The following is a 22,626-nucleotide window of genomic DNA, read 5'->3' as shown; positions in this document are numbered from 1 at the left end:
ACTGAGCTTCAATGCCTGGAGTCATGTTGGCCGCAGCTCCTCCCAGCCCAGGCCGGTTTCGGCGAGGAACCCCAACAGCAACGCGGGCCGGTACCGCAGCCGTTTCAGTCCGTGTTTGGCCGCCTGGTGGACATCGTCGAGGCTGCGGGCGGCCAGGTTCACCAGGGCGGTGCGCTTGAGCTGGGACCACACCCCTCCGCCGGATTCAGCTCGGGCGTGTAAGCCGGCAGCAACACCGTGCTCACCCAGCCGGCGTGCTCCCGCAGGAACGCGGCCATGATGCGTGTCGCCCGGGCGGCGCTTGCAGCCCGGCACGGTGCGTACTGCCATCCTGAACGGAGCCTACGGTGCCGAGCCCGCGGTCCGCTACGCGCAGGTGTCTGGCGGTCGGCTGCCAGGACAAGTTCTCGGGCCTGCTGGAAAGCGCGAGACTGCCGGCATGGTGAGAACTCGAACCCGCCCAGGCCTGTGCTGGCGAGCGTCTCGCCGACATGCTCCGCAGATGCGCGGTCAGTTCAAGGTCATGGGCGCGGCGGTCCGGGCCGCAGGCGAGAGGCCCGCGGCTGCGAGCGGCACCGTTCCCAGAGCGTCAGGTAGGCGCGGGCCATCTGGTGGTCAGTGAAGGTGCTCACGGCAGCCTGGCGTGCCCGTATTCCCCAGCCGGTGGCGCAGGACCGGATCATCCCGCAGCCGGCACAGCGCAGCGGCCAGGGCGGCCGGGTCGCCGGCGGGCATGAGCAGCCCGGTCGCGCCGTCGATCACTGCTGCGGAAGCTGATCGACGGCGACGACCCGCAGATCGCAACCGGCCACTCCGGCCGTCAGGCCGGCGGCCAGCATCGGCGCGCACGCCCACGGCACACACCGGTTGACGTGCAGGACGTCGGGGCGTACCCGGCGCAGCAACCGCCCGTGCGCGCCAGTCCCCCCGCGCACGACATGGACGGACGCGCCGCCGCGCCGGCGGCAGGCGACCCATTCGACCGGCCCGGCGTCGGGACCGGCATCTGGTGGAAGCCATGATCGACTACTGTCGGGATGGGCTACGCCGGCTGCGGTTCGCTGAGGGTCGGTAGGCTGGGGCAGTCATCTCTGGAGTAGTCATCTGCAGGATGGCGATCCGTCATCTGGCCCGCCCGGGAGCGTTCACGAAACGCCACCCTCGTGGCTAGCTGGTGCTTTCTGCGGCAAGAGGGTGTGTTGATGTCGATCGAGGAGTCCGGGGTAACCGAGGCGGCGGGGCCGCGGTCCGGCTACCGGACCGACGCGGTCGCGGCCGATGCCGCAGYCGCTCCCGACGGGACGGCTGTCCGTCTCGCCGGCCGCGTGGTCCTGTGGCGCCGTATGGGCGGGCTGATCTTCGGGCATCTCCAGGACCGTAGCGGCCGGGTGCAGGTTTCCCTGTCCAAGACCGATCTGGGCGCCGAGGTCGTCAAGGAATGGTCCCGGGCCGTGAAGATCGGCGACTTCGTCGGGATCGCCGGCAGCCTCTACACTACCCGCCGCGGCGAACGGACCGTCGCCATCTCCGAGATGACGGTGCTGAACCGGACCGTACGTGCCCTTCCGGACAAGTGGCAGGGCCTGTCCAACGTCGAGGCTCGTTACCGCCGCCGCTACCTCGACCTGCTTGTCAACGCCGAGTCCCGGGAACGCTTCCAGACCAGAGCGAACATCATCAGGCGGATTCGCCGTCTCCTTGACGACAACGACTTTCTCGAAGTCGAAACCCCGATTCTGCAAGAGGCAGCGTCCGGTGCCGCGGCCCGCCCGTTCATCACCAGGCACAACGCCCTCGGTGAGGACTTCTACCTGCGGATCTCCCCCGAGACCTATCTCAAGCGGATCGTCGTCGGCGCCTATGACCGCGTCTACGAACTTGGCCGCAACTTCCGCAACGAAGGCATGGACTCCTCGCACCTCCAGGAGTTCACGATGCTGGAGTGGTACGCCGCCTACTGGGACTATCGCGACAACATGGCCTTCGTCCGCGAACTGATCCTCACGGTCCTCGACGACGTCCTCGGCACCCGGGCGGTTACCTACGAGGGTGTCAAGCTCGACTTCGGCGCAGACTGGCCGGAGATCGACTACCGGGCCGAGGTGGAGCGGCGCACCGGCATCGACCTTACCGTTGTCCGCGATCTTCCCACTCTGCGTGCCCGAGTGGCCGAGCTCGGCTTGGACGTCGGGACCTCCCCGTCCTACGCCGGCCTGGTAGACCTGCTCTACAAGAAGACGGTCCGACCCGATCTCGTCCAGCCGTGCTTCCTCGTGCACCACCCGGCGGAACTGGTCCCGCTGGCCCGGCGCAGCGACACCGACCCCACCGCGCTTGACATGTTCCAGGTCGTGGTGAACGGCGTGGAGATCGTCAAGGCTTACTCCGAACTCGTCGACCCCGCCGAGCAGCGGCAGCGGCTTGAGGAACAGGCCGCGCTGCGGGAGGCCGGCGAYGACGAGACCATGATGCTCGAAGAGGACTTCATCGAGGCCATGGAATACGGGATGCCCCCGATGTCCGGCCTCGGGCTCGGCATCGACCGGTTCGTTGCCCTGCTCACCGGCGCCCCGACCCTCCGCGACGTCGTCCTCTTCCCCACCATGCGCGGCGCCCACAAAGACCAGACAGCCCCCGTTGAAGATGACCTGTGACGGGGGCCCCTAAAGAAACTCTCGAACACGTCGCCGCCGACCGCTACAGAGCCCTCCCACTCCTTGCTACCAGAGTGCGGGCCAGTGCTCCGGTCTTCAGGCCGGGGGTGAAGGCCCGCGTGTGGGGTGCGAGAACTCGGCCACCGGCGTTGGCCTGGTCTTTTAGGCGGCTCGTTCGTATTCGTTGRTCAGGCCGCCGAGGACGGGCTGACGTTTGATCCGTTCCTGGCTCAGGTCCGCGGCGGGGTGGTCGGGCCGTGGTCGTTGAAGGTCGCGGCCGCGGTGGGGGCGTCGTCCGTTGTAGCGCCGTGCGTACTCGGCCAGGACAACGCGCAGGTGCCGTTCACCGAAGATCAGCATCCGGTCGGTGACCTCGGTCCGGACGGTTCGGACGAACCGTTCCGCGTAGGCGTTCGCCCGCGGGGTCCGGGGTGGGATCCTGATCGCGGTGATGCCGGCGTCGGCGAGGACCGCGTCGAACGACGCGGTGAACTGTCCGGCGCGGTCACGGACCGGGAACCGGAAGTCGGCCGCCCGGTCACCGAGGTCCAGGAGGAGGTTCCGGGCTTGTTGGGTGCTCCACGGTCCGTCGGGGTGGGCGGTGACCCCGAGGATGTGGACGGAGCGGGAGCCGACCTCGATGGCGAAGAAGCAGTACAGACGCCGCGGCGATGCCCCTTCCCCCGATCCGTTTTCACGACCTTCGACACGGGGCGGCAACGATGCTCCTCGCGGCCGGAGTTGACATGAAGCTGGTCGCCGATGTGCTCGGTCACGCTTCGTCGAACTTTACCCGAGATGTCTACGCGGTCGTGGCCGAGGAGTTGGCGGAGGCTGCGGCGGTGGTGATCGAGGAGTTCGTCCCCCGGCGGAGCCGGGGAACAGGCGCCGGATGAAGATCCACGCCGTTTGTTCCATCCACCGGCCATTTTGATCTTAAGGACAGACCGGGCGTCTCGAACGTATGTTCAAAACGCCTGGTCGACGCGGAGGCTCGGGGATTTGAACCCCGGAGGGGGTGTATGCCCCCAACCGCATTAGCAGTGCGRCGCCATAGACCGGACTAGGCGAAGCCTCCCAACGTGCCTGCTCATCATAGCGTCTCCCACGACGGTGCTGACGCTCGGTCCGAGCGGATCCCGGCGGGCTGGATCACGTCTGTGTGGTCCGRCCCGCCGGTTCCGCGCGGTCTATGGGTTCCATCGGTCCCAGGGCCGCGAGGATCGCGTCCGCGATCTCACGGCGCCGTCCGCCGTCCGCCACCGGACCACCATCGGCCTCCCGCACGTAGAAGGCGTCCACCACGTCTAGTCCGAGGGTCGCGACGATGGCGGTGGCGACATCGAGTCGCAACCCGGACAGCGCCCGTACGATCCGGTACAGCACGCCGGCCTGGTCTGGGGCGCGCACCTCGATCACGGTCATCGATCCCAGGTCGTCATCGAAGATCACCTGAGGGGCGCCGGGCGTGGTCCACCGCCTGGCCCCGGCGTAGTCGCGTTCCCGGGCGGCGAGCCGACCGGCGACGTCGAGGGTGCCGGCGAGCGCGGCCCGCAGGTCGGCGAGCAACCGCGCCGGTTCCGGTACCCGTTCGTGCGGCGCCGCCACGGCGGCCTGCAGCAGCGCCCGACCGCCGTTCCTCCGGGCCGAGRCCCGCCGGATGTCCAATCGGTTCAGCGCGAGGACACCAGCGATGATCGCCAGCAGCCCGACGTGGTCGGCGTTGACCACCACGATCTCGAACATGCCCTCGTCCGGCAGCGGATTGACCTGGACGACGTGCTCGTCGGGCAGCGCGAGCAGGCCACGCTGCCGATCGTCGAGGCTCGGGGGAGACGGGACCCGCTCGCCGCCGAGGACGGCTCGGGCCCGCTCGACGAGGTCACCGATCAGCCGCGCCTTCCAGGCGTTCCACGCGGTCGGACCGGTGGCCCGGGAGTCGGCCTCGGTCAGTCGGTGCAGCAGGGTGAGGATCCGCACGCTGCCGGCGGACGCGGCGACGCTCGCGATTGTCCCGGGATCGTCGATGTCCCGCCTGGTCGCGGCCTCGCCGAGAAGCAGGTGGTGGCGGACCATGGCGACAAGCACGTCGACGTCCTCGGGCGGCAGGCCCAGCCGCGGGCCGATCCGTTCGATCTGCACGATGCCCGCGTCGGTGTGGTCGCCGGGGAAGCCCTTACCGATATCGTGCAGGAGGGCGCCGAGCAGCAACAGATCCGGCCGGTCCACCTCGCGGGTGTGCGCGGCGGCCCGCGCCGCGGCCTCCATCAGATGCCGGTCGACGGTATAGCGGTGKTAGGGATTGCGTTGCGGTCTGCTGCGCACCGCCGCCCACTCCGGGATGAGCCGGACGAGCAGCCCCACCTGGTCGAGGGATTCCAGCACCCCCACGGCCGCGTCGCCGGTGGCCAGCAGCGCGACCAGCGCGTCACGGGCGGCGTCAGGCCAGGGGTCGGGCATCGGTGGGGCCTCCCGGGCCAGCCGGTCGACGGCGTAGCGGCCCAACGGGAGCCCGCTTCGTGCGGCCGCGGCGGCGGCCCGCAGCACCAGGACCGGGTCCTTCGCCGGATCGACGTCCCGGGCGAGCTGGACCTCGCCGTCCTGGTCGACCACCCCTTCGCCGAGGGGGCGGCGGGCCGGCCGCCGGCCGCCACCGCGCCACCGCGCCACCGACCGCAGGCCGGCCGCGACCCGGTACCAGGTGGTGTCCCAGGTCCAGGAGATGGCGCGTCCGGCGTCGGCGACCGCGTGCGCGAGCGCGAACGCGTCGGCGTAGCCGAGCATGGTGGCGAGCGACTCGGAGTCCTGGAGCAGGAGCCGATCGTGGGCTCGTCCCCGGCTCAGCCGGCGGATCTCGCCGCGGGCATCGAGCAGCACCTGACCGGCGGCGATCACCCGCGCGGGGGGGGACTCGGCGACCCAGGCCGCCGCGAGGGCGTGCAGGGCATGGACGTCACGCAGCCCGCCGCGGGATTCCTTCAGGTCGGGTTCGAGCAGGAACGCGACCTCACCGAGTCGGGTGGCCCGTTCCGCGACGGCCTCGGCGAGCTCGGGTAGTCGTTTCGGAGCATGGGACCGCCAGCGGGCGCGAGCCCGCTGGGCAAGCTGCGTGGCCAGCGTCGCGTCACCCGCGACGTGGCGGGCGTCGAGCAGGCCGAGCGCGGCCTTGAGGTTACCGTCGGCCACCATGATGGCCTCGTCGACGGTGCGCACGCTGTGATCGAGACCCACCCCCGAATCCCACAGCGGATACCAGACCGCGTCGGCGACGGCGGAGATGTCGTTCCGTTTGCCGTCGTGGACGAGGACGAGGTCGAGATCGCTGCCGAACGCGGGTTCCGCGCGTCCGTAGCCGCCGACGGCCACCAGGGCAATTCCCGGTCCGGGATCGCCGAACAGGTCGACTAGGGCATCGTCGGCGAGGTCGGTGAGGATGCGGCGCAGCCGTGGGCCGGTCGCCGTGGGCAGGTGCTCGGAGCGGCCCTTGAGGATCTCCAGGCGGTCCGTCATGGCTGTCCTCCTCCGTTCGGCCGTCTGGCCGTGATCGATCTCGGGTCCGGATCGATCACGGCCAGTGGAGCGCCGAGCCGAGGACACAGAAACGCGCACCAGCGCAACTGTGGTCTCGGGTGGTACCAGCTCGTGCGGTGTCGCGGGTGGTGCGTGGTGCCGGGTGCCGGGGGTGCGTGGTAACAGTGATGGATGGAGTCGGGTGGTGCGATGGAGCCGTGCCGCGGTGGCGTTGYCACGCCCGGCACTACTACAGCGCGTCCGCCCCCCGCTCGCCGGTACGGACCCGTACCACCKACTCGACCGGAACGACCCAGATCTTGCCGTCGCCGATCTTGCCGGTCTGCGCCGACGACGTGATCGCCGCGACCAGATCGTCGACCGCCCCGTCCGCGACGACCACCTCGATCTTGATCTTTGGCACGAAGTCGACCTTGTACTCGGCGCCGCGGTAGACCTCGGTGTGGCCCTTCTGCCGGCCGTAGCCCTGGACCTCGGAGATCGTCAGTCCGTGCACGCCCAGGGTCTCGAGCGCCGCCTTCACGTCGTCGACCTTGAACGGCTTGATGACGGCGGTGACGAGCTTGGTCATGCCTGGGCCTCCTCGGGCACCTTGACGGGGCTGATGCTGCTCGTGGACAGCGAGCMGCTACCGCCGATGGACGTGAAGCGGTACGCCGTCTCCCCGTGCAACGCCTCGTCCATGCCGGCGATCTCGTCGTCGGCGTTCAGCCGGAGACCGATGGTGTACTTCAGGGCGAGAGCGATGATCGCCGTCACGACGGCCGAGTAGCCCAGCGTCGCGCCGACGGCGAGCGCCTGTTCCCCGAAGACGCTCCACGGGCCGCCGTAGAAGACACCGTCCTTGCCGGCCTCGTTCGTGTCGACGGTGGCGAAGAGGCCGGTCAGCAGGGCTCCGAGCACACCGCCGACCAGGTGGACCGCACCGACGTCGAGCGAGTCGTCGATGCCGACCTTGCCCTTGATCGAGGTGGCCAGGGCGCAGACGACGCCGGCGATGCCGCCGATGGCGATCGAACCCATCGGAGAGACGAAACCACAGGCCGGGGTGATGGCCACCAGACCCGCGACCGCGCCGGAGGCGGCTCCCAGGGTGGTCGCCTTGCCGTCGCGCAGCTGCTCGACCGCGAGCCATCCGAGGATCGCGACGCCGGTCGCGATCTGGGTGTTGAGCAGGGCGTATCCGGCGACCTTRTTGGCGCCCAGCGCGGAACCCGCGTTGAACCCGAACCATCCGACCCACAGGATGCCGGTGCCCAGGAGAACGAACGGGACGTTGTGGGGGCGGAAGTCGCCGGTCGGCCAACCGGCCCGCTTGCCGAGGACCAGCGCCAGCACGATCGCCGCGATACCGGCGTTGGCGTGGACGACCGTGCCGCCCGCGAAGTCCATCGCGCCGCGCTCGAACAACCAGCCCTTGCTCGCCCACACCCAGTGTGCGATCGGCGAGTAGACCAGCAGCGACCAGAGCGGGATGAAGATCGCGAAGGCGCTGAACTTCATGCGATCGGCGATCGCGCCGGTGATGAGGGCGGGCGTGATGATCGCGAACATCAGCTGGAAGGCGACGAACACGACGTACGGGATCGCGCCGTCGCTGCCGGAGAGGTCCTGGAGAGCGAAGAAGTCGAATCCGCCCCAGAAGCCGTTACCCTCGCCGAACGCGACGCTGAACCCGATGACCGACCAGATCAGCGTGACGATCCCGATGCAGAAGAAGTTCTGCATGATCATTCCGAGCACGTTCTTCGCTCGGACCATGCCACCGTAGAAGAACGCCAGTCCGGGCGTCATGAACAGCACGATCGCGGAACTGATGAGCATCCACGCGGTATCGCCCGAATTCAATTTGTCCATGTCTCTCCTGTCATTCCCCGCGCGATGCGCGGACTGCGCTCACCCGGTCCCCGGCCACGCTGCGCTCGTCCCGGATCCTCGGGTCCGAAGAGTCGGCAAGATCTGTTCCCGACCTGTGTCTTAGCTGTTTCTGGCATGTGAAATCGCTAAATTGGGTGGCCTGTGACCCGATCTCATCGGCTGGCGGTGGGTGCTTGGAGACTCTCCGCTCGTCGCGGCGTGCTTCCGTGACTGTATAACTGCATAGAGTTACCGTCCGGCGGTGTGAGCAGTGTCCCCACGGAGGGCTGGCATAGCGCCGGCGAACCGCGCCCCGGGCCCCGCCGTCCCCGTGATGTCCCGCCATCCGGGTTCGGCCGGCGAACTTCGAAACACGTCGCAAGGCAGACTCCCGCCGCCGGCMCGACCGACGATCCCCAGCCGACCGGGAACGATCCGACCGGATGGCRTCCGAAAGCCGGAGCGCCCATTGTTCTCGGACTGGTCGGCATTCTCGTCGCCGGACCTCCGGTTGTCTGGGGGTTTGCCGGATCCGCCTGGGCGGCGCCGACGACTCCGGCCTCCGGGTCGGCCCCGGAGAGCCCGGAGAGCCTGCAGAGCCTGCAGGCGGAGATCAACGGTACCCGGGTACGGCTGGACGAATCCACTCGTCAGACGGCGATTGCCACTGAGGTGTTCAACGCCGAACGTATTCGGCTGGCCGAGGCCGAGCGGGCCGCGGCTGCCGCGGCCGGGCGGGTCGACCGCGCTGACGACGCTGTACGGCAGGCCTCGGACAAACACCGGGGGTTGGCGGTGTCGGCGAATCGGGCCGGGGGATTCGGGCAACTGTCGTTGCTGCTGACCGGCGACCCCCGACAGGTACTCGACCGGGCCGGTSCGGTCGATGCGCTGGCCCGCCGGCAACGCGTGGCGGACACTGGCCTGCGGCTCGCGCGTCGGGATCTCACCGAGGCACGCCGGAGCGCTGACGTGGCACTTGCGGGCAAGAGGAAGATCGTCATGCGGCTCGCCGCACGTAAGCGGTCCATCGAGGCGTCCGCCGCCGAGCAGCGCAGCCTGCTGCAGCGGCTCGAATCCCGCTACGCATCGCTGGAGCGGCGGGCCAGGGAGCGCCAAGCCGCCGCCGCGCGGGCCCGCAGGGCGGCGGCGGCCGCCGCCGCGGCATCGGCGGCCAGGAAGGCCGCGGCCGAACGGGTCCGTTATCGGAAGGAGTCGGCCGCGGTCGCGGCCGCGGGCCGGGCGTTCGCCGCGGCCCCGACTACCCCGGCACCCATCCCGCCGACGGGCGGCGGTGGCGCGTCGCGCGCGGTGCAGGAGGCATACGCCCAGCTGGGCAAGCCCTACGTGTGGGCTGCGGCGGGGCCGAAGTCCTTCGACTGCTCCGGCCTGACGCAGTGGGTCTGGGGGAAGGCCGGGGTCTCGCTGAGCCACTACACCGGATCACAATGGAATGAGGGGCGCCGCGTGAACCGGGCGGGCCTCATTCCCGGCGATCTCGTCTTCTTCCATGCCGATCTTGATCATGTCGGGATCTACATCGGGGGCGGGAAGATGATCCACGCTCCGCGGACCGGGGAGGTGGTCAAGGTGGAGAAGATCTGGTGGTCGAGCTTCCGGGGGGGTGTGCGGCCGGGAGCGTGACACCATCGGCCGCTGGCGGAAGCGATCAGGATGGCGACGGCGACGGTGCCGTGGGCGACGACTCAGCGGTCGACTCAGCGGTCGACGTAAACGAGAGCCGCGGTGCTACGGCTGATCTCCGCGTCGGTCTGGCCGTTGGGAGTGACGATGTGGATCAGGTTGCCGCGGGAGCCCGGCGTGATCTGCGCGCCGGGGACGATCGCGGCGTCCTGAAGCCGGCGCATGATGCTTTCGTCCGTCTGCAACCGCTCGGAGATCCAGCTCACCGTGACCGGCCTGCCACCACCGGACGAGGCGAGGTCGGCCGACGCCAGTAGGCTCACCGGGGCGGAAGCCGGCCGTGCCGTGGTGTGGTGCTGCTGGGAAGGCGGGATCTCGTTACCGAATGGGCAGCGCTTCGGATCGCCGAGCAGGACGGTGAGGCGCGCCTCGACCTCGTCGGAGATTACATGCTCCCACCGACAGGCCTCGTTGTGTACCAGCGCCCAGTCCAACCCGATGACCTTCGTGAGCAGCAGCTCGGCCAAGCGGTGCTTGCGCATGACGGCGGTGGCCCGCAGCAGGCCCTTCTCCGTGAACTGCACGGTCCGGTCGTCGGCGAGGCACACCAGCCCCTCGTTGGCCAGACGAGCCGTCGACTCGCTCGCGGCCGGCGCGCTGACATGCAGGCGCTCCACCAGACGCGCGCGCAGCGGGGGGATGCCCTCCTCCCTCAGCTCGTACAGGGTTCGGAGGTACATCTCGGTACTGTCGATCAATCCAGTCACCGGTCTCCTTCGTCCTCTCCAGGGTACGCTCAGCCTGGGACTCACAAGAGCCATCTGCCCCCCGAAGACCATGCCGGCTGGTCGGTTTCGATGTCCCGTCGGTCCCTTCCCCCGGACCGGGGTCGGTGTTCCACGACGTGTTCCATGGCCTCGGTCCGGCGGCGTGTCCTCGTGCGGCACCCGTCCCGCGCGCGGGCTTGCACCCAGGGCCGGCATCGGCGCCCGCGGCACTAGACTCGACGCCATGAGCACGACTCAGATCGCGCCCGAGACATCGAACACCCAGACGGACGAAGGTGACGATCACTCTCACTACGCTCGTCGTGAGGAGATCGTTCRCGCGTCCATCGAGGGTGGCCGGGTTACGGCGTTGTGCGGCTACAAGTTCGAACCGGTGCGGGACCCCTCGCGTTTCCCGATCTGTCCGAAATGCAAGGAACTCGTCGAGATGGCCGAGCAGTTCGGCTGATTGCGCTGCGCCGGTACAYAGTGCCGGGCGGCCACGGTCCTCGATGGCGGTCATTAGCCTTCGGTAATAATCGGTCGTTGCGGTAGATCGAGCGTGCCGACGGGCTGTGGACGGTGTGCGGATGCCTTGCCGATCGGGATCCATGGTGTCCCCTCGGGCCGGCTGCTCCGCGGCCCCGTATGATCTGTTGCACGAGCCAGACCCGGTGTCCCTCGCCGGCCCCAGTAGCTCAGTGGATAGAGCGACCGCCTCCTAAGCGGTAGGCCGCAGGTCCGATTCCTGCCTGGGGCACATCCGTCATGTCGATCGCCAGCCTCCGGCTGGTGGGACCAGAGTCCCCTGTGGGGCGGGCTGCGTCGCGAGCCGCGCGACCGCGGCTAGCGCCGCGTGGGCTAACGCCGCGTGGGCTCAGGTGGGGACGGCAGCCAGGGCGCCGGTGTGGTGGAGATGGTCCCGGGCAGCCTGGATGGCCGACGGGGTGGAGTCGAACAGGCGTCCCTGGCCGCGCAGCCGGTCCACCAGACCGACGGCGGCCACCGCTTTGGCATGCTCGGGTCGCAGCCCCGACACATACACCTTGACGCCGCGGTGTTCGAGCCGGTCGATGACGTCGCGCAGGACGAGGGCGCCGGTGCCGTCGACGGCGCTGACCCGGGACAGCCGGAGGATGAGGATCTCGACGTCGGCCACCTCGGTGAGCTCCAGCAGGAAGCGGTGGGCGGCGGCGAAGAACAGGGGGCCGTCGATACGGTAGGCGACGATGTGCTCGGCGAGTAGCGCGTGTTCGGAATCGTGATGATCGCCGGGGTCCAGCGGCACCTCCTCGACCCGCGCGGTTCGGGCGATTGCGCGCAGGGCGAGGGCGCCGGCGACCGCGAGGCCGAGGACGACGGCGATGACGAGGTCGAGCGCCAGGGTCGCCCCGGCGGTCAGCGCCATGACCAGGGCATCGGAGTGTGACGCACGGCCGAGGGTGCGCAACGAGGAGACCTCGACCATCCGCACCGCCGTGGCGAGCAGAACACCGGCGAGCGCGGCGAGCGGGATGCGCGCGACCAGGGGAGCGGCTGCGAGCATCACCCCGGCGAGGACCACGGCGTGCGCGAGGGCGGCGAGCCGGGACGAGGCACCCGAGCGGACGTTGACCGCGGTGCGGGCGATCGCGCCGGTGGCGGGCACCCCGCCGAACAGCGGGACGGCGAGGTTGGCCAGCCCTTGGCCGAATAGCTCCCGGTCGGGGTCGTGGTTCTGGCCGACGGTCATCCCGTCGGCCACACTGGCCGAGAGCAGGCTCTCCAAGGCTGCGAGCGCGGCCACGGCGACGGCGGCCGTGGCGAGCGTCGGGATCGCGGTGATGTCGAGGAAGCCGAGCGAGGGACCGGGCAGGGTGGCGGGGATTGCGCCGAGGGTCGTGACGTCCCACTCGCGGGCCGTGACGAGGGCCGTCGCGAGGGCCACGGCGAGCAGCGAGAACGGGACCGTGGGCCGCAGCCGGGCGCCGACCAGCATCGTCGCCGCGACGCCGACGGCGAGCGCCAGCGCGAGCCAGTGCGGCCGGTGGACGAAGTCGGCCACGGCCGCCCAGGCCACGCCGGTCACCCGGTCACCGTTTCGGGCGTGCACCCCCAGGGCCGAGGGAACCTGCTGAAGGAAGATCACCGCGGCGATGCCGACGGTGAATCCCTCCACCACGGGCGCCGGCACATATCGCACGGAGCGGCCGACCCGCAGGACCGCGAGCGCGAGCAGGATCATCCCGGCGAGCAGCCCGACGGTCAGCACACCAGCCGGCCCGTGCCGGTGCACGATCGGCACGAGCACGACGGTCATCGCGCCGGTCGGCCCGGACACCTGCAGGTTCGACCCGCCGAAGACCGCCGCGAGAGCACCCGCCACGATCGCCGTCACCAGTCCGGCGGCCGCGCCGAGGCCGGAGGAGACCCCGAATCCCAGCGCGAGCGGCAGCGCGACCACCGCGACGGTCATCCCCGCGAGCAGGTCACGGCCTGGCTGGCGGCGCATGCTCTCGATATCGGCCCGGCCGGGCAGGAGCCGGCCGAGTTCCAGCCGGCCGAGTGGCCTGGGCCAGCGTGACGGGGCCGTCCTTATGGGGGCGGGGCAGTGGGGTCGGGAGTCCTCGGCCTGCCCCGTCGTCGTCTCGATGCGGATCCGATCCTCCCGTATACTGGGATGAAAAATTGAAGGTTTCTTCAATTTACATGCTAAAAAGTATGGAGTGGGCGAGATCTCGGACACAGCGGCCCCCGCAGAGCCGTGCCGTGCGATAAAGAGCTGTTTCCCGACTCCGAAGTGTGGTAACGAACAGTTGATAAATTCTGTAACTGGTGGGGAGGTCGCCATCGGGCGCGAACGGGTCGTKGCGCTACTCACCGTGCCGGCGTGATCTCTGGGTGGGCGGTCGCCGGTACTCCGGCCAGGCCGGTACCTCGGCCGGTAGGCCTCGGCCGGAGCTGCGTGGGGTCGACGGGAGGTGGYTCGTGACGAGGCGGGTTCCGCTGTACCAGGCTAAAGCGGAGTTTTTTCGCATGCTTGGCCATCCGGTGCGAATTAGGGTGCTGGAGTTGCTGCAGGACGGGCCGATGCCGGTGCGGGATCTCCTGGCCGCGATCGAGGTGGAGTCGTCGAACCTTTCCCAACAGCTCGCGGTGCTGCGCCGGTCCGGGATCGTGACCGCGACGCGGGACGGCCCGACGGTGGTGTACGCGCTCGCGGGCGGGGACGTGGCGGAGCTGATGCGCGCGGCCCGGCGGATTCTGACCGAGATGGCGGCCGGGCAGGCCGGACTGTTGGCCGAGTTGCGCGAAGCGGAGACAAGCTCCTCATGAGCATGAAATGTGGTGGACCGATGCCCGGGACTCCCGCAGGTGGGACTCCCGCGGAGGGGAGCCCCGCCGAGGGGCCGGCTGGGGGACCGGCGCGCACCGGACGGAGTCGGGCACGGGTGGAGCCGGCGTGACGCCCCCTGGTCCGGCCGGTCCGGCCGGTTCAGCCGGAGTCAACCCCGCCTACAGCGTCACGGTCCGCGTTCCGCACCGGGCCACGATGATCATCGAGGCGGTCGTCGCCGCAGCCCCCGGCCCCGTGACGTGCTACGCGGACGAGCCGGACCCCGGGGGCGGCCGGCGGATCACGTTGGATGCCGACAGCGGGTCCACATTGACCTGGCTGGTCCGGGCGCTGCGGGAGCGGCTGGGTGCCGACCTGTTGCAGACCGAGGATCCCGTCTTCACCGTCGCGTCGACCGGCAAACTCGCCCAGTGTCTCCGCGCGTCGGTCACGACCGGTCACGATCTTGCGTTGTTGGACGCTGACGCCGACCKCCGCGTCATCAGTCACCTGGCCATGCACCCGACGCACACCGACCGGTTCACCGGCCGGCCGCGTCGAGTGGCGCTGCTCACCGACGGCAGCGCCGTCTTGGACTTTGAGCCGCTGGCCGCCGAGGCGGCCCTGCCAGCGGTCGAGTCCCAGGCGGTCCACCTACACCGGGCGACCGGGTTCGACGTCATCCCCATGCCGATCGCAGCCCGTACCGCCGCCGAGCTCGCCGCGGCGATCGGCATGATCGCTCCGGGATTCGCCGCCACCGTCCTGGTCCACACGCATGTCCGCCGCATCGACGCCGCCCGCGCCGCGCTGCGGTCCGCCGCCCCGCATCTGCTGCTCGACACCGTCAACGACGGTCTCGCCGTCGCCGCCGCGGCCGCGGTCCTCAACCATCTCCGGGCGCGTGACATCGCGCCGGGGCGGGCCCGCGTCGCCGTCGTGGACCCGGCTCGGGGCGGCGATCTCGCCGGCTTACTGATCGGTGTCGGCCTCCACGAGATCACCCTCTACGATCCGGTCGACTACGGCATCCAGCCGCTGCACCTGCTTGCCCCCGAACTCGATCTGATCGTCGACCTGATCGGCTTGGCGGCGCCGCCCAAGGGCGTTCCCGTCCTGCGGATCCGCCCGGAGACGCCCCCTCCGCTGGCCCGCGCCACCTCGGGCCCGCGTCCGCTGCACGCGCTGCCCGGACTGCTGCGGGCGGTCGTCACCACTCGCCGCCCGGTCACCCCCGCTGCCCGCCTCGCCGCCGTGCACGCCCTCGTCGGTCAGACGCCGCCCGGCAGCGTGCTGCCTCCCCTCGACCATCCACGGCTAGCCCCCGCCGTTGCCGCGGCAGCCACCCACGCCCTCACCGCGCAGGAGTAGCTCACCGCGCTCCCGGCGGAGGTGGTCGCCTGGAGGTGGTCACCTGGTAGGGGGTGGTGGGGCCCGCCACTGCCAGGCCCACCGACAGGTCCACTGCCAGGCCCATCGGCGAATCCCGGCGGATGATCGTCCGTTGGGAGGACCGTTCCTCATGAACGGGATGAACGGGGTGAACGGGGTGCGTTGTCATGGGCGRCACTCTCCCGCCGGCATTGCGGATGCGGAAGYACGACGGCCCCGGTCCGATCTTTGCGGCATATCACTCAAAAATATCCTAAAGGGTCATACGGCCATATTCCAGCAATGCGCCACCCTGCTTCTTCGGCCTGCCGGGAAGCCCGAGCCGGACCGACACGGCCGAGGAACCGACACGGCCGAGGAACCGACACGGCCGAGGAACCGACACGGCCGAGGAGATGACACCGGGCCGAGGGCGCTCGTGCGTCCGACGCCGGCCGGCCCGGCGCGGGGGAGTTCCACGTCGCGGGTGGYCTGGTCACGTCGGGAAGGGGATACGAACGCCACTTCGCGTGACCAGTCATCCGAAGAGTCGTTCCCGGTCCGGCGGGACGTCTCAGCTCGGCGTGGGGACGAGGTCCAGCAGTGCCTGAGCGGCAAGCTCGTATCCGAGGGCCCCCAGGCCGACGATCACTCCCCGGGCGAGCGCCGAGAGAATGGATTCGTGCCGGAAGGRCTCCCGAGCCCAGACATTGGAGAGATGGACCTCGATCCACGGGTTCGGATAATTGGCCAAAGCGTCACGAAGGCTCCAGCCGTACATCATCAGCGCACCTGGATTGACGATCGCACCGATCGAGTCGTAATTATCCTGAATGGTGTGGATCAATTCACCTTCGGATTCACGTTGTACGGAGACAAGTTTCCATCCGCGGTCCGAGATCCGAGCCGCGACGGCCGCCTCGATATCGGCCAGTGTCGCCGTGCCGTAGACTTCCGGCTGGCGTCGGCCGAGTATGCCCAGATTGGGGCCATTCAGGAGAAGTAGCGTGGTCACGGCGCCTCACAGACATGCTGGCCGGCTCGATGGTCGGCGTTTCTGATCCGGAACCCCACATTTATAGCAAAGCCACCTGCTGGACACCCGCAAGCAGAAAGGGCCAGCTGGGGTGTTCTTATCAAGTCTATCTGTAGTCTGTCCGTTGATATTAGCGTGTCATGTCCGGAGGGCGATGGGGAACCCGGGGGTACCGAGGTACCGTCCGTCATGCATCCTCTCGCGTAGATTCCTTCGCCGATCGCGATAATGGAACCGCCGACGGAACCTCGATCCCGGCGCGAAGAACAACGATACGGTCACGGGCAAGAAAAGGGTGGGGATCATGATCGGTAGAGCACGGCCAGCGCCGGAGTTGCCGGCCTGGCCGCAGTACTCCGACGAGGAGCGCGGTGGTCTGATCCGGGCATTGGAACAGGGCCAGTGGTGGCGCATGGGCGGCAGTGAGGTCGACACTTTCGAGCGGGAATTCGCTGCCTACCACGGGGCCGGCTACGCCCTCGCCGTAACCAACGGGACGCACGCGTTGGAGCTCGCGTTGCAGGTCCTGGGGGTCGGACCCGGCAGTGAGGTCATCGTGCCGGCGTTCACCTTCATCTCCTCCTCGCAGGCGGCCCAGCGCCTCGGCGCGGTGGCCGTGCCGGTCGACATCGACCCGGGCACGTACTGCATCGGGGTCACCGCCGCGGCGGCCGCGGTGACCCCGCGCACTCGGGCGATCATGCCGGTGCATATGGCGGGCCAGGTCTGCGACATGGACGCCCTGGCGAAGCTGTCCGCGGATGCCGGGGTTCCGCTGATCCAGGACGCGGCGCACGCGCACGGTGCGCAGTGGCAGGGTAAGAAGCTCGGCGAGCTGGGCTCGGTGGCGGCGTTCAGCTTCCAGAACGGCAAGCTCATGACCGCCGGCGAGGGCGGCGCCGTCACCTTCCCCGACGCCGAGCTGTACGAACTCGGCTTCCTGCGGCACAGTTGCGGGCGGCCACGCACGGACCGCCGGTACCTCCACCAGACCTCCGGGTCGAATTTCCGGCTCAACGAGTTCTCCGCCGCGGTCCTGCGTGCCCAGCTCGGCCGCCTGGCCGGCCAGATTGACACGCGTGAGGAGCGCTGGCCGGTGCTGGCGGGCGCGCTTGCCGACATCCCGGGTGTCGTCCCGCAGGGCCGCGACGACCGGTGTGACCGCAATCCGCACTACATGGCGATGTTCCGGTTGCCCGGGTTCAGTGAGGAGCGCCGCAACGCGTTCGTCGACGCCCTTGTGGACCGCGGGCTGCCCGCTTTCGCCGCGTTCCGGGCGATCTACCGGTCCAACGGCTTCTGGGAGACCGGTGCCCCGGACGAAACGGTGGACGAGATCGCGAAGCGCTGCCCGAACACCGAGGCGATCAGCGCGGACGGCGTCTGGCTGCACCATCGGACGTTGCTCGGCACCGAAGAACAGATGCACCAGGTCGCGGCCATCGTGGCCGAGACCCTGGCCGAGCTGTGAGCCGAGGCGAGACCGGCAACCCCACGCGGACTCCGCTGYGGGTCGCCGTGGTGGGGCTGGGCTGGGCCGGCCGGTCGATCTGGCTTCCCCGGCTGCGAGAACACCCGGAGTTCGTCGTGGTCACGGCCGTCGATTCCGATTCCGGGGCCCGCCGGGCGGCGGCCGGGGCCGACCCGGGCCTGGCCGTGCTCGCCGACGTCGACGAGATCGACCGGACTCAGGTCGACCTCGCGGTCGTGGCGGTGCCCAACCACCGGCACGCCGAGATCGCAGCCCGGCTGCTGAGCGCCGGTATTCCGGTTTTCCTGGAGAAGCCGGTGTGCCTGAGCTCGGCCGAGGCCGACCGGCTCGCGGCGGCCGAGCGCGCGGGCGACACCATCCTGCTCGCTGGGAGCGCCGCGCGGTACCGGGCGGATGTCAGCCGGCTCTACGAGCTCGCCGACGGGCTCGGTGCCATCCGGCACGTCGATCTCGCCTGGATCCGGGCCCGGGGCATTCCCGACGCCGGTGGCTGGTTCACCCGGCGGGACCTCTCCGGCGGCGGAGCCCTGGTAGACCTCGGCTGGCACCTGCTCGACACCCTCACCCCGCTGCTGGGCAGCGTCCGTTTCCAGCAGGTGGTCGGGACGATCTCGGACGACTTCGTCAGCGACGGCTCCTGGGCGGCCTCCTGGCGTCACGACGATGGCACCGGGCCGGCTGTCGGCGTCGGCGGTGACGTCGAGGACACCGCACGTGGCTTCCTGGTCACCGAGAACGGGGTCTCGGTGTCGTTGCGGGCGAGCTGGGCCTCGCACGAGGCCCGGGACGTCACCCTGATCAACGTCGAGGGTGCCGCGGGCACCGCGTCGCTGCGCTGCACGTTCGGTTTCGGTCCAAACCGGCAGGATCGTTCGGTTCTGACCCGCACCCGGGCCGGCGAGACCGTGGCGGTGCCTGTGCCCGACGAACCGATCGGAACGGAGTACCGCCGCCAGCTCGATGAACTGCCCGCGCTGCTGGCGGATCCCGCGTCCCGGGGGCGGGCGATCGAGGAGGTCCGCCCGACGATCGCCGCCATCGAGAGGTTCTACGACTCCGCGCGCTCGCACCGGTCCGTCGCGCCGCTCGCGCACGCGACTCGCTGAGGTCACGCATCCACGACCTGTGTCACGACCTGTGTCACGAATATCGAACGGCACCCAACGTCGAGCCCGGGGGGGCACGTGGGAACTGAGCTGAAACCCTGGTCGGCCATGACCACCACCGGGACCGGTGCGGGGACGACCATCGGGACCGGTGCGGCGTCCGGAACACGGAAACGTGCGGTCATCTTCGATCTCGACGGGGTGCTGGTCGACAGCTTCGGAGTGATGCGGCAGGCGTTCACGATCGCCTACGCCGAGGTCGTGGGTCCCGRCGAGCCCCCGTTCGAGCAGTACAACCGGCACCTGGGACGCTACTTCCCGGACATCATGCGGATTATGAATTTGCCGCTGGAGATGGAGGAGCCGTTCGTCCGCGAGAGCTATCGGCTGGCCCACCAGGTGGTGCTCTTCGAAGGGGTCGCCGCGCTGCTGCGGAGCCTGCACGAGCGCGGCCTCGGGCTCGCGGTCGCCACCGGCAAGGCGGGTCCACGGGCCCGGCACCTGCTGGGTGAGCTCGACATTCTGCCGATCTTCGATTATGTCATCGGCTCTGATGAGATCGCCCGTCCCAAGCCGGCGCCGGACATCGTGAACCGGGCACTTGAGCTGTTGGGCGTGGCGCCGAATGAGGCGATGATGATCGGGGACGCGGTCGCCGACCTGGAGAGCGCGCGTGCGGCCGGCGTGATGGCGGTGGCCGCGCTATGGGGCGAGGCGGACGGCGCCGAGCTGGTCGCGGCCGGGCCGGACGCGGTGCTGCGCCGGCCCGCGGAGTTGCTGTCCCTTCTCCGGCCGCACCCGGTCGAACCCGCCGGCACCGCCGGTGTCCCCGCGGCTCAGGCCAGCCGGCCGATCCTCGCCGGCGACTGAGCCGCCAGGAGCGCTCCGAACAGGGAGGACAGGCCGCCCAGCAACGCTGGGCGGACGGGCGCGGGCGGATGTCCCGGACGGGCAAGGGTCTGGGCGTGCTCGGCGACCGCCCGCGGAAATCCAGGCAGGCCGGCCGCGAACCCGCCGCCGACCACCGCCATCGCGGGATGCAGCAGTTCGGTCAGCCCGATGACGGCCGTGGCGATCGCCGCGGCACTCTCGCCCACCGTCCGCACCGCCCAGGCGTCGGCCGCGAGCCAGGCTGCGCGCAGTTCGGCGAAGGTCACCTCCGCACCACGCCGCTGGGTGGCCCGGCGCAGGGTGGCCGGCCCGGACGCGGTTGCCTGCACACATCCGCGGCGGCCGCAGTCGCAGCTGGGCCCGTCGGACGAGATGATCAGATGTCCGATCTCGCTGGAGCCGCGACCGGGCCCCGGGCAGGACCGGCCGCCGAGCACGATCCCGCCGCCGACGCCCGTCCCGACTCCCAGGTAGACCACGTTCTCACAGCCGGCCGCGTCCGCCTCTGCGAGCGCGGCCAGATCGCCGTCGTCGCCGCAGACCACGGTGCTGCCCGGCAGCAGATCCCGCAGCGCGGCGCCGAGGTCGAGCCCGGTCCAGGCCGGCCGGCCCGGCCATGTTGTGACCCGGCCGGCGGCGTCGATGGTCGCGGGCATCGCCACGCCGACGGCGTCAACCCGACCGCCCCATCGGGCAGTCAGCGCGGCAACGTGTGCGGCGAGATCGTCGATGTCCTGGGTGGCGGTCGCCGACGGCGACCACTGGAAGGTTGTCTCCACCGGCCTGACGGGACCCTCCGGTCCGCTCGGCCTGCTCGGGCCGATCTGCTCGTCGCCTCCCATCGGGTTCGTCCCGGCCTGTGCGGCCCCGGCCTGTGCTGTCCTGGCCTGTGCTGTCCTGGCCTGTGCCGTCCCGGCCTGTGCGGCCTCGATGCGCAGCGCGACCTTGGTGCCGCCCACGTCGATACCCAGACAGCCGGTTGGGGATGGTGCACRCATGAGCCCTCGCAGGTCGTCAGGCGGGTGCCGCCGGGACGAGATCGAAGAACGAGCGGTAGAAGCCGATCTGGTGGGCGAGCATGTGGATGCCCGGATGGGTCGGCAGGCCGAGTGCGGCCGCGGCCCGCAGCAGGCGGGTGTCGGGCGGTTTCATGATGATGTCCGCCACGACGCAGCCCGCCGCGAGCCCATCCGGCGGGAAGGGGAGCGGATCGTTCGGACGCAGGCCGAGCGGCGTGGCGTTCACCGCGAGATCGACATCGTGCAGCAGGGGTGTCGCGACGCCGACGGCGCGGTCCGGCCAATGCTCGTCGAGGCGGGCGAGCAGGCCGTCGCGCTTCTCCCGATCCGGATCGTAGATCGACAGCCGTGTGCTGCCGGCGTCGAGCAGCGCGGCCGCGATGGCGCTGCCGGCGCCGCCCGCGCCCAGTAGCGAGACCCGCGTTCCGGCCACCGGACGTCCGGCGGCCGTCAGTCCCCGGACGAATCCCGCTCCGTCGAAGTTGTCGGCCTGCCAGCGCCCGGACGGGCCGCGGCGCAGTGCGTTGGCGCTCCCGCTGATCGCGGCCGCCGGACTGCGTTCGTCGGCAAGGGCGCAGGCGGCGGCCTTGTGCGGAATCGTGATCAGGATGCCGTCCAGGTTCTCGATGCGCCGGAGTCCATCGAGCACGGCGGGGAAGTCCGCCTGCCGGGCGTGCACCGGTACGAGGACGGCGTCAAGCCCGAGTTCGTCGAACAGCGGATTGAGTAACGACGGCGCCTGTACCTGTTCGACGGGATCCCCGACGACGGCGAACAGACGGGTGGCGCCCGTGACAGCATGCGCGGCCGGTGGCACGGGCGTCAGGCCAGCGGCCCGCGCGGCATGTCGCCGAGCGTCTTCATGACCAGGTCCTCCGGAATGTCGCCCACCAGCTGTGGGCCGTCCGCACCGTCGAGCACGAAGGTGAGGCCGGTGTTCGTCGACTTCTTGTCCAGACGCATCACGGCGACGAGTTCGGCGGCGTCCGCCTCGGTGGGCAGGGCCGTCGGCAGCCCGTAGCCGCGGACCACGTCCAGGTGCTCGCGGACCCGATCGTCCCCGATCCGGCCGAGCTCCCCGGCGAGACGGCCGGCGAACACGGTGCCGATCGCCACCGCCTCACCGTGGCGCAGCACGAAGTCGGTGACGCGCTCCAGGGCATGCCCCAGGGTGTGGCCGTAGTTGAGGATGTGGCGCAGGCTTGAGTCCCGTTCGTCCCGAGCRACGACGGCGGCCTTGAGCGCCACGCTGGCGGTGATCTGCTCCGTCACCGGCAGACCGCGCAGGTCCCCGGTGCCGATGAAGTGGGCCCGCGCGATCTCGCCGTAGCCGTTGATCCACTCCMGCCGGGGCAGGGTCCGCAGGTGGTCGGTGTCGCAGAGGACGGCGCTGGGTTGCCAGTAGGCACCGAGGAGGTTCTTGCCGGCGGGCAGGTTCACCGCCGTCTTCCCGCCGACGCTCGCGTCCACCTGGGCGAGCAGGGATGTCGGGAGGTGTACCACCGCCACGCCGCGGTGGTACAATGCCGCGGCGAGCCCGACGACGTCCGTGGTGGTTCCCCCGCCGCAGGAGATGACGACGTCCGACCGGGTCAGCCCGAAAGCCGCGAACCGGCCGCAGAGCGCCTCGACGTTCGACAGGTTCTTGTCCGCCTCGCCGTCCCGTGCGGCCAGCCGCAGTACCGGCACGCCCGGGTCGGGAACCGCGTCCTGCGGCCGCGCCGAGACGATGACGGCCCGCCGGGCGCCGATCCGCGCGACGATGTCGGGCAGGATTCGGCGGACCCCGGGACCGATATCGATCGGATAGCTGCGTGAGCCGAGGTCCACCGAGACCCGTCGATGATCGGCGGTGATCTGCTCGATCGGACTCGTCCGCTGTGCTGTGAGCATGCCCGTCACGGTGTGCCTTCCGGATCCGCGGTCGCGTGCTGGCGCCTGC

22 protein-coding genes and 2 tRNA genes are annotated in these 22,626 nt (G+C 70.1%); 10 read left to right on the top strand and 14 right to left on the bottom strand.

Annotated features, from left to right (window positions below; genetic code table 11):
• Positions 1–21: 21 nt before the first annotated feature.
• From CcI156_RS26100 to CcI156_RS25365, 3 genes are all read right to left on the bottom strand, one after another.
• The gene (locus CcI156_RS26100; protein WP_011434881.1) at positions 22–330 is read right to left on the bottom strand and encodes a hypothetical protein; all 309 of its coding nucleotides are present in this window, start codon (positions 328–330) and stop codon (positions 22–24) included.
• Between the two features lie 285 nt (positions 331–615).
• Complete coding sequence (locus CcI156_RS01325; protein WP_023839859.1) at positions 616–762, bottom strand: hypothetical protein; 147 nt, start codon at positions 760–762, stop codon at positions 616–618.
• Positions 759–935 carry a hypothetical protein gene (locus CcI156_RS25365; protein ID WP_157902454.1) on the bottom strand — a complete coding sequence of 59 codons (177 nt, stop codon included), beginning with the start codon at positions 933–935 and terminating at the stop codon, positions 759–761. Before CcI156_RS25365 ends, CcI156_RS01325 begins: the two co-directional genes overlap by 4 nt.
• A gap of 267 nt (positions 936–1,202) precedes the next feature.
• Here CcI156_RS25365 and lysS point away from each other — a divergent pair, with 267 nt between their 5' ends.
• Positions 1,203–2,654 (top strand): lysine--tRNA ligase, encoded by a 1,452-nt coding sequence (gene lysS, locus CcI156_RS01320; protein WP_076804029.1) that lies wholly within the window; start codon positions 1,203–1,205, stop codon positions 2,652–2,654.
• A 162-nt stretch (positions 2,655–2,816) separates the two neighbouring features.
• On the opposite strand, the gene CcI156_RS01310 is transcribed toward lysS, so the two are convergent.
• A complete protein-coding gene (locus CcI156_RS01310; RefSeq protein WP_076804027.1) occupies positions 2,817–3,374 on the bottom strand; it encodes an integrase core domain-containing protein in 558 nt (185 codons plus the stop codon).
• A 2-nt stretch (positions 3,375–3,376) separates the two neighbouring features.
• On the opposite strand from CcI156_RS01310, the gene CcI156_RS01305 reads away from it, so the two are divergent.
• Positions 3,377–3,550: a hypothetical protein gene (locus tag CcI156_RS01305; protein ID WP_023839857.1), complete on the top strand. Its 174-nt coding sequence runs from the start codon at positions 3,377–3,379 to the stop codon at positions 3,548–3,550.
• 91 nt (positions 3,551–3,641) lie between these two features.
• On the opposite strand, the gene CcI156_RS01300 is transcribed toward CcI156_RS01305, so the two are convergent.
• The 4 genes from CcI156_RS01300 to CcI156_RS01285 form a co-directional block, all read right to left on the bottom strand.
• Positions 3,642–3,732 (bottom strand) — tRNA-Ser (locus CcI156_RS01300).
• Between the two features lie 74 nt (positions 3,733–3,806).
• Positions 3,807–6,164 (bottom strand): [protein-PII] uridylyltransferase, encoded by a 2,358-nt coding sequence (locus CcI156_RS01295; RefSeq protein WP_076804026.1) that lies wholly within the window; start codon positions 6,162–6,164, stop codon positions 3,807–3,809.
• 250 nt (positions 6,165–6,414) lie between these two features.
• Entirely contained in the window at positions 6,415–6,756 is a 342-nt protein-coding gene (locus CcI156_RS01290) for a P-II family nitrogen regulator (RefSeq protein ID WP_076804025.1), read from the bottom strand.
• The gene (locus CcI156_RS01285; protein WP_076804024.1) at positions 6,753–8,042 is read right to left on the bottom strand and encodes an ammonium transporter; all 1,290 of its coding nucleotides are present in this window, start codon (positions 8,040–8,042) and stop codon (positions 6,753–6,755) included. The genes CcI156_RS01290 and CcI156_RS01285 overlap by 4 nt, the downstream gene beginning before the upstream one ends.
• A 264-nt stretch (positions 8,043–8,306) precedes the next feature.
• On the opposite strand from CcI156_RS01285, the gene CcI156_RS01280 reads away from it, so the two are divergent.
• On the top strand, positions 8,307–9,686 hold the full coding sequence (locus CcI156_RS01280) for a C40 family peptidase (RefSeq protein ID WP_076804023.1): 1,380 nt from the start codon (positions 8,307–8,309) through the stop codon (positions 9,684–9,686).
• Between the two features lie 74 nt (positions 9,687–9,760).
• Here CcI156_RS01280 and CcI156_RS01275 read toward each other — a convergent pair whose 3' ends face one another.
• A complete protein-coding gene (locus CcI156_RS01275) occupies positions 9,761–10,453 on the bottom strand; it encodes a metal-dependent transcriptional regulator (protein WP_023839855.1) in 693 nt (230 codons plus the stop codon).
• A gap of 244 nt (positions 10,454–10,697) precedes the next feature.
• Between CcI156_RS01275 and CcI156_RS01270 the strand changes: the two genes are divergently transcribed.
• Complete coding sequence (locus CcI156_RS01270; protein WP_076804022.1) at positions 10,698–10,922, top strand: DUF3039 domain-containing protein; 225 nt, start codon at positions 10,698–10,700, stop codon at positions 10,920–10,922.
• 218 nt (positions 10,923–11,140) lie between these two features.
• Positions 11,141–11,213: transfer RNA gene (locus CcI156_RS01265), tRNA-Arg, on the top strand.
• Positions 11,214–11,330: 117 nt separating this feature from the next.
• Here the strand turns inward: CcI156_RS01265 and CcI156_RS01260 are convergent.
• Entirely contained in the window at positions 11,331–12,944 is a 1,614-nt protein-coding gene (locus tag CcI156_RS01260) for a SulP family inorganic anion transporter (protein ID WP_254668599.1), read from the bottom strand.
• Between the two features lie 476 nt (positions 12,945–13,420).
• On the opposite strand from CcI156_RS01260, the gene CcI156_RS01255 reads away from it, so the two are divergent.
• Both CcI156_RS01255 and CcI156_RS01250 read left to right on the top strand, forming a co-directional pair.
• Positions 13,421–13,768, top strand: a complete 348-nt coding sequence (locus tag CcI156_RS01255) for a helix-turn-helix transcriptional regulator (RefSeq protein WP_023839852.1) — start codon at positions 13,421–13,423, stop codon at positions 13,766–13,768.
• Positions 13,769–13,895: 127 nt separating this feature from the next.
• Complete coding sequence (locus CcI156_RS01250; protein ID WP_076804021.1) at positions 13,896–15,140, top strand: malic enzyme-like protein; 1,245 nt, start codon at positions 13,896–13,898, stop codon at positions 15,138–15,140.
• A gap of 574 nt (positions 15,141–15,714) precedes the next feature.
• Here CcI156_RS01250 and CcI156_RS01245 read toward each other — a convergent pair.
• On the bottom strand, positions 15,715–16,155 hold the full coding sequence (locus CcI156_RS01245; RefSeq protein ID WP_076804020.1) for a type II 3-dehydroquinate dehydratase: 441 nt from the start codon (positions 16,153–16,155) through the stop codon (positions 15,715–15,717).
• Between the two features lie 325 nt (positions 16,156–16,480).
• Between CcI156_RS01245 and CcI156_RS01240 the strand changes: the two genes are divergently transcribed.
• The 3 genes from CcI156_RS01240 (at position 16,481) to CcI156_RS01230 (ending at position 19,644) form a co-directional block, all read left to right on the top strand.
• The gene (locus CcI156_RS01240) at positions 16,481–17,647 is read left to right on the top strand and encodes a DegT/DnrJ/EryC1/StrS family aminotransferase (protein ID WP_023839849.1); all 1,167 of its coding nucleotides are present in this window, start codon (positions 16,481–16,483) and stop codon (positions 17,645–17,647) included.
• The gene (locus tag CcI156_RS01235) at positions 17,644–18,774 is read left to right on the top strand and encodes a Gfo/Idh/MocA family protein (RefSeq protein ID WP_083718223.1); all 1,131 of its coding nucleotides are present in this window, start codon (positions 17,644–17,646) and stop codon (positions 18,772–18,774) included. Before CcI156_RS01240 ends, CcI156_RS01235 begins: the two co-directional genes overlap by 4 nt.
• 108 nt (positions 18,775–18,882) lie before the next feature.
• Positions 18,883–19,644, top strand: coding sequence for an HAD-IA family hydrolase (locus tag CcI156_RS01230; RefSeq protein ID WP_076804019.1), 762 nt, complete (start codon positions 18,883–18,885; stop codon positions 19,642–19,644).
• Here CcI156_RS01230 and CcI156_RS01225 read toward each other — a convergent pair.
• From CcI156_RS01225 to CcI156_RS01215, 3 genes are read right to left on the bottom strand one after another with little or no spacing between them, the layout of a single operon-like run.
• Entirely contained in the window at positions 19,611–20,663 is a 1,053-nt protein-coding gene (locus CcI156_RS01225; protein ID WP_076804018.1) for an ROK family protein, read from the bottom strand. The genes CcI156_RS01230 and CcI156_RS01225 overlap by 34 nt on opposite strands.
• Positions 20,664–20,679: 16 nt before the next feature.
• Positions 20,680–21,501, bottom strand: coding sequence for a shikimate dehydrogenase (locus CcI156_RS01220; RefSeq protein WP_011434898.1), 822 nt, complete (start codon positions 21,499–21,501; stop codon positions 20,680–20,682).
• Positions 21,502–21,506: 5 nt separating this feature from the next.
• Positions 21,507–22,577 carry a 3-dehydroquinate synthase gene (locus CcI156_RS01215; protein WP_076804017.1) on the bottom strand — a complete coding sequence of 357 codons (1,071 nt, stop codon included), beginning with the start codon at positions 22,575–22,577 and terminating at the stop codon, positions 21,507–21,509.
• Positions 22,578–22,626 lie beyond the last annotated feature (49 nt).

Origin of the sequence: Frankia sp. CcI156 (genome assembly GCF_001983015.1) — a bacterium.
GTDB lineage: Bacteria > Actinomycetota > Actinomycetes > Frankiales > Frankiaceae > Frankia > Frankia casuarinae.
This window is presented reverse-complemented; position numbering and strand designations above follow the sequence as displayed.

Coding starts and splice junctions, on each gene's coding strand:
- CcI156_RS01305 (WP_023839857.1), top strand. CDS start 3,377: ATGCTCCTCGCGGCCGGAGTTGACATGAAGCTGGTCGCCGATGTGCTC.
- CcI156_RS01260 (WP_254668599.1), bottom strand. CDS start 12,944: ATGCGCCGCCAGCCAGGCCGTGACCTGCTCGCGGGGATGACCGTCGCG.
- CcI156_RS26100 (WP_011434881.1), bottom strand. CDS start 330: ATGGCAGTACGCACCGTGCCGGGCTGCAAGCGCCGCCCGGGCGACACG.
- CcI156_RS01240 (WP_023839849.1), top strand. CDS start 16,481: ATGATCGGTAGAGCACGGCCAGCGCCGGAGTTGCCGGCCTGGCCGCAG.